Annotated in this window: 4 protein-coding genes and 1 pseudogene; 1 reads left to right on the plus strand and 4 read right to left on the minus strand. The window is 77.7% G+C overall.

The features are described from left to right. A pseudogene (locus CS2_RS19455) lies at positions 1 to 218 on the plus strand (helicase HerA-like domain-containing protein); the annotation flags it as partial. Here CS2_RS19455 and CS2_RS17350 read toward each other — a convergent pair. From CS2_RS17350 to CS2_RS17365, 4 genes are all read right to left on the minus strand, one after another. Next, positions 150 to 1,436, minus strand: a complete 1,287-nt coding sequence (locus CS2_RS17350) for an MFS transporter (protein ID WP_070320917.1) — start codon at positions 1,434 to 1,436, stop codon at positions 150 to 152. The pseudogene CS2_RS19455 and the gene CS2_RS17350 overlap by 69 nt on opposite strands. A gap of 76 nt (positions 1,437 to 1,512) precedes the next feature. Continuing rightward, positions 1,513 to 2,193: a metal-dependent transcriptional regulator gene (locus CS2_RS17355; protein ID WP_070320918.1), complete on the minus strand. Its 681-nt coding sequence runs from the start codon at positions 2,191 to 2,193 to the stop codon at positions 1,513 to 1,515. Positions 2,194 to 2,212: 19 nt separating this feature from the next. Further along, the gene (locus tag CS2_RS17360; protein WP_156442198.1) at positions 2,213 to 3,769 is read right to left on the minus strand and encodes a D-alanyl-D-alanine carboxypeptidase family protein; all 1,557 of its coding nucleotides are present in this window, start codon (positions 3,767 to 3,769) and stop codon (positions 2,213 to 2,215) included. Positions 3,770 to 3,896: 127 nt separating this feature from the next. Then, positions 3,897 to 5,870: metallophosphoesterase (locus tag CS2_RS17365; protein ID WP_369691433.1), on the minus strand; the 1,974-nt coding region annotated here is incomplete at its 5' end.

The following is a 5,870-nucleotide window of genomic DNA, read 5'->3' on the forward strand; positions in this document are numbered from 1 at the left end:
CCGCCGACGCGGCCGACCGGGCGGAGCGCGACGCGCGCGCGGCGGAGCAGGAGGCGGCGCGGGCCGAGCGCGAGCGGGCGCGCACCGAGCGGGCGCGCAGCGGGACCGCGCGGGGCCGGGGTGCCGACCCGCTGGACGCGTTCCTCAGGTCAGCGGGCACCCAGCTCGGCCGGGAGATCACGCGGACGATCTTCGGCACCCGGCGCCGGCGCCGCTGACGCGGGGGCCGCGGCGTGCGTCGTCGCGGGCGGGGGCGTGCGCCCCGCCGTGAGCACGACGACCAGGCCGACGGCGGTGAGCGCAGCGCCCACCCACGCGGGGGCGAGCAGCCCCCAGCCGGCCGCGATGACGAGACCGCCGAGGAACGCGCCGGCGGCGTTGCCGAGGTTGAGCGCCGAGTGGCACAGGGCGGCACCGAGGGACGGCGCGTCGGGCGAGACGTCCATGAGGCGCGTCTGCAACGACAGCCCGAGCACCTGCGACGTCACGCCGAGCAGCACGATCGCGGGCACGGCGGCCCAGGCCCAGGGCCCGACGAGCGCGATGAGCACGAGCACGACGATCGTGGCGACCATGCCGGCGATCACGGTGCCGAGCACGGACCGGTCCGCGAGCCGACCGCCGACGAGCGTGCCGGCGGTCATGCCGACGCCGTAGAGCGCGAGCACGAGCGGCACGAGCCCGACGTCGAGCCCCGTGACGTCGGTGAGCAGCGGCTTGACGTACGAGTAGACCGAGAACATGCCGCCGAACCCGACGGCCCCCGCGGCGAACGCGACCCACAGCTGGCGGTTGCGGACGGCCGCGAGCTCGGTGCGCACGCTGGCGGCGGGGTCGGACGGCAGCGACGGCGTCCAGGCGCGCAGCGCGAGCAGCGTGAGGACGCCGATGACGCCGACGGCGACGAACGCCGACCGCCACCCGACCGCGTGGCCGACGACGGCCGTGAGCGGCACGCCGACCGCGCACGCGACCGTCAGCCCCGTCATCATCGCGGCGACGGCGCGCCCGCGGCGCTCGGGCCCGACGACGGCGGTGCCCATGACGGCGCCGACGCCGAAGAACGCGCCGTGCGGGAGCCCGGCGAGCAGGCGCGCGGCGACGAGGGTCTCGGCGGTCGGCGCGAACGCCGAGAGCACGTTGCCGACGGTGAACGCGACCATGAGGAGCAGGAGCAGCCGGCGTCGGTCGAGCCGTGCGCCGAGCGCCGCGAGCGTGGGTGCGCCGAGCACGACGCCCAGCGCGTACGCGGTGATCGCGTGGCCCGCGACGGGGATCGTGACGTCGAGGTCGTGCGCGATCTCGGGCAGCAGGCCCATGGTGGCGAACTCGGTGGTGCCGATGCCGAACCCGCCGAGGGCGAGCGCGAACAGCGCCGCGCCGGTGCGCGTGCCGGGCTCGCCGACGCGCGGCGCGGTGGGGGCGGTGGCGGTCACAGCCGGTCCTCGAATCGATTCGACGCAGGGCGGGAGGACGCCGTCGGCCACACGCGGGGATGACGTCGAGGGTACGTCAGCCGCGCGGCGCGAGCCAGATCGCCCCGGCCGCGACCTCGCCCAGCTCGACCCGGTCGGCCGCGCCGTCGACCCGCACGCTCACGGTGCCCGTGACCGCGCGCCGCTCGTCGAGCTGCACCGGCGCGTCCAGCACCAGGCCGACGTCCTCGAGGTAGCGCAGCAGCTCGGGGTCGGCGTCCGAGATCCGCGCGACCCGGTACTCCCCCGCCGGGACCTCCCACATCGGGTGCGCGTCGGGCAGGTGCACGGTGCCGTCGGCCGCCGGGATCGGGTCGCCGTGCGGGTCCCGGTCCGGGTGCCCCAGCACGTCGGCGACCCGGTCGACGAACCGGTCGCTCACCGCGTGCTCGAGCACCTCGGCCTCGTCGTGCACCTCGTCCCAGCCGTACCCGAGCCGCTCGACGAGGTACGTCTCGATGAGCCGGTGCCGACGGACCATCGCGACCGCGTGCGCGCGACCCGTGTCCGTCAGCTCGACCGCGCCGTAGGGCCGGTGCGTCACGAGGCCCGCGTCCGCGAGCCGCTTGACGGTCTCCGACACGGTCGAGGCCCCGACCCCCAGGCGACCGGCGATCAGCCCGGTCGTCACGGGCACGTCGGACCACTCCTGGGCGCCCCAGATCACCTTGAGGTAGTCCTGGCTCACCGCGGTCAGGGGTGCAGGGCTCTGGCTCACGGGCCCCAGCGTAGGGGGCTCACGAGCCGTCGACGCTCCAGTGCCAGGGCTCCCCGGGCAGGTTCTCGAGCCCGTACGCCTCCGCGTGCTCGACGAGCCACGCGTACGCCGCCGAGCCGGCGCCGAGCGTCCGGCCGCCGCTCGTGAAGTCGATCGCGAGCCCGCGCTCGTGCCGCGAGGCCCCCGGCCGCGCGGTGCTCGGCGAGCACTGCGACGCGGGCTTGTCGTACACGTCGTGGTCGGACGGGCCGCAGTGCGCGCGGCGCAGCGCGACCTGCTGGTCGGGGCTGCGCCACCCGCCGCCGCCCAGCACGACGCCGTCGGCGCGCGCCGCCTCGACGAGCGCGTCGACCGCCTCGGCCAGGCACGCGTGCACGCGGATCCCGGACCGCGTGCGGACCGTGTCGGCCTCGGGCACGGGCCCGTCGACCCGGGCGCAGTCGGCGGGTCGCACGCCCGCCGGGACGCGGTCCGCGGGCACCGCGACCTGCCACAGCACGCCGCCCTGCGGCCCGACGAGCAGCACCGCGGCCTCCTCGAGCACGAGGCGCGCGCCGTCGTGCCCGGCCGTCGCCGTGCCCCACACCGGCGTCCCGTCCCGGTCGACCAGCACGAGGTTGCCGTCCGGCTGCAGCCGGACGAGCGCGCCCCCGACGTCGCCCGACGTCCAGACGTCCTCGCCGTCCCACGTCGCGACGAGCGCGCCGTCGCGCACCACGAGGCCCAGGTGCCCCGACGGCGAGCCCAGCGACGCACCCGGTGCGAGCTCGCCGCCCGGGTCGAGGGTCGACGGCCCGACGGGTGCGCCCGAGCTCCACACCGCGTCGCCCGCGTCGTCGCGCAGCACGAGCGTCCCGTCGTCGCCGACCGCGAGCGACCTCGCACCCAGGCCCGCGGTCCGCGAGCGCCACACGCGGTCGCCGTCCTCGTCGACCGCGACCAGGTTGCCGTCCGCGCGCAGCTCGAGCGCGACGGCGGTCGTCGGCGCGGGCGCGTCCGGCCGTGCCGGGGCGGCCTCGGTCCCGGGTGCCCACCGCACGCTCCCGTCGGGTCCCTGCAGCTGCACACCCGCGCCGGGCACGACGAGCAGCGTGTACCGCCCGTCCGGCGACGACAGCACCGCGTCGGCCGTGAGCCGCGCGGGGCCGTCGAGCGTCGACGGCGCCTGGGCCGTGCCCGCGCTCCACACGACCGCGCCGGCGGGGTCGGTCACGACGACCTCGCCGTCGTCCCGGACCCGCAGCGTGCCGCCCGACCCGCCCGTCGCGGTGCTCCACACGAGCGTGCCGTCGGGGGCGACGAGCCGCACGTCGCCGGTCGCGCCGGTCGTCAGCGCCGAGCCCGCGACGCCGCGGCCGGACGACCACCGCGGCGCGGTGCCGTCGCCCGCGTACAGCCCGAGGGCACCGTCCGGCTGCACGACGAGGCTGTGCACGCCACCGGGCGCGAGGAGCGCCTGCCCGGGCTCCAGGTGCTCACCGGGTCGCAGCACGTCCTCGCCGGGGCCCGCGAGCGCCGGCCCGGCCCCCGCGAGCAGCACGACGGCCGCGACCACGCCGACCAGCAGCCGTCGCACGCCCACCCCCTCACGCCGCGCGGGCGCCGGCACGACGACGTGCCGGGTGCGCGCGCAGCACCCAGGCCAGCACCCCGGTGCGCGGTCGCGCAACCCCCGAGGGCGTTTCTCATCCGACCGAAGCGCTTCAGCCCGCCGGGGCGCCGTCCGTGCCGTCGTCCTGCGCGGGCGGCGCGAGCGGGGCCTCGGGCGGCTGGTCGGCGTCGTCCGCGGCGCCTTCCCCGGCGGGCGGCGCCCAGGGGTTGAGCGCGTCGTCCTGCGGGTCGACCACGCGCGGCCAGGGCCGGCGCGGGTTCACCGTCACGGTCGCCTGGGGGGTCACCTCGACGACCTGGTAGTCGAGCATGCGCCGCTCCTGCGGGTCGAACCGCAGGACGGTCAGCTGCGCCGTGCCGCGCAGCGGCCCGACGGTCGGCTGGTTGAGCGTGGCGCCGGCCGTGCTCGACGAGATGTACCGGATCCCCAGGCCGACCTGCTCGGGGTCGACACGCCGGTGGTAGTGCCCCGACACCTGTGCGGGCACGCAGCCCTCCTCGAGCGCCGCGTCGCCGACGGTCGGCGTGTGGATGAGCAGCAGGTCGACGTCGCCCGCCTCGCACGCGACCTCGGCGAGCCGCTCACCCATCTCGGCGGGCGTCTCGGCGGACGCCGCCGCGGTGCCCCCGGCGCCCACGCGCGTCTCCTTCGGGTCGTGGTCGCCGAGGATCCGCACGCCCGCGACGTCGACGACGCCGCCGTCCAGGACCGTGGCCCCGGCGCGCGCGTACATCGCAGTGGTCTCGCGCGAGTCGTGGTTGCCGGGCGACGTGACCAGCCGCACGCCGGCCGGGACGGCGCGCGCGAACGACGTCACGCAGTACTGCTCGACCGACGTGCCGTTCATGGTGGTGTCGCCCGCGTCGAGCACGGCGTCGGCGCCCGCGAGGTCGGCGAGCGTGCCGATGAGGGAGGCCATGCCGACGTTGCAGTGCAGGTCGGACACGACCACGAGGACGACCGGCTCGACCTCGGGCGACGGGGTCGGCGTGGGGTTGCGCGTCGGCGTGCCGGTGGGCTCGTCGCCGGCGGCGGCCGCGCCCTGCTCCGGGTCGGCGTCGGCTGCGTCAGGGCCGTCGGAGCCACCCGTTCCGGCAGCGTCTCCCCCGGCGGCGTCGGTGCCCCCGGCGGCGTCGGCGTCCGCGGCGTCCGTCCCGGGCTCGCCGTCGCCCCCCGGCACGGCCTGCGACCCGGCGTCCGGGTCGTCCTCGGCCGGGGCGGACTCGTCGTCCTCCCACTGCTGCCACGCCGCGACGAGCGCCGCGTCGGCGTCGCGGTAGAACGTCTCGTTCTGCCGCCACGCGTCGACCGCGTACGCGCCGTAGGTGTCGATGACGCCGCCGAGCCGACCGGTCACGCGCGCGCCCGCGAGCGGCGTGCCGTCGAACACCGCTGACGACAGGTGCGCCTGCGACGGCCGGTCCCCTGGCCCGACGCTCGACGTGAGCACGGTCGCACCGAGCACGAGCGCGAGGCCGCCCGCGGTCACGGGCCGCGCGTGCGCGCCGAGCCAGCGGGCGAGCTCGTCGCGCCGCGCGACGCCGAGCAGCGCGCGCAGCACCCACCACGCGACGACGAGCACGACGAACGCCGACGCGGCACGGAACGCCGCGTCGCTGACCAGCGCGACCGCGATGTCGCGGATCGCGGCGGCGGGGCCCGAGAAGAACTGCACGTACGCCGACAGGTCGTTGCTCAGCGCCTGCAGCGTGCGGGCCTCGCCGAGCTCGGTGACCGACGACGGGATCTCCTGCACCGTGGCGCGCACACCGAGGGTGAGCGGCAGCGGCGAGTCGATCTGCAGCGTGCCGAGCGGTCCGAAGTCGATCGTCACGGTCGAGTCGGTCGTGACGTCGTACCGCGTGACGTGCGGCCCCAGCGCCGACTGCACCGACGCGGTCGTGACGCCGAACACGACGGACACGACCGCCGCGAGCGCGACGAGGCCGACGGCGGGCCACCAGCCGTGCCGCGGCCGCGGGGGCCGCCACGCCCGGACGGCGCGCACCGCGCGGGCCACCCGGTGCCGGGACCCGACGGTCGGGGCGGCGGCCGGCTCGGCGGG

The organism is Cellulomonas iranensis NBRC 101100 = JCM 18110, from assembly GCF_001552375.1.
Classification (GTDB): Bacteria; Actinomycetota; Actinomycetes; order Actinomycetales; family Cellulomonadaceae; genus Cellulomonas; species Cellulomonas iranensis.